Annotated in this window: 1 protein-coding gene; it reads left to right on the forward strand. The window is 61.4% G+C overall.

Features of this window, described 5'->3' with window-relative positions; translation table 11 throughout:
• Positions 1–107: 107 nt before the first annotated feature.
• The coding region (locus NE591_RS13225; RefSeq protein ID WP_256156862.1) for a hypothetical protein at positions 108–378 on the forward strand (271 nt) is incomplete at its 3' end.

Consider the following 378-nt stretch of genomic DNA (forward strand, 5'->3'; position numbering starts at 1 on the left):
TGCCGGGGGGGGGTCTCACTGAAATAGCCTGGAACCTGCCCCCTGGCCGCATAAGGCGACACTCTCAATAAAGTGGGTCCACCCGATAAGACGAAAGGAGGACCCACGTGGAACGCGCCGAAATCGAGGGCGAGATCAACGGCTGCAAGAACATCCTGGACAACACGGACTACCAGATTCTCCGGGCCATCGAGGATATCTTCGCCGCCAACGGCGTTGCCGAGCTGCTCAGCGCCCTGGCCAACGCCGGCAAGCAGATCGCGCAGACCATCAAGCTGCGCAAGCAGTGCCGCGCCCGCATCAACGAACTCGAAGCCATGCCGGCAGACTATGACGAACCCATCGCGGAGGCCATCGAAGAGACACCCACCGAACAAG

The sequence above is a fragment of the Adlercreutzia sp. DFI.6.23 genome, from assembly GCF_024462535.1.
Taxonomy (GTDB): domain Bacteria; phylum Actinomycetota; class Coriobacteriia; order Coriobacteriales; family Eggerthellaceae; genus Adlercreutzia; species Adlercreutzia rubneri.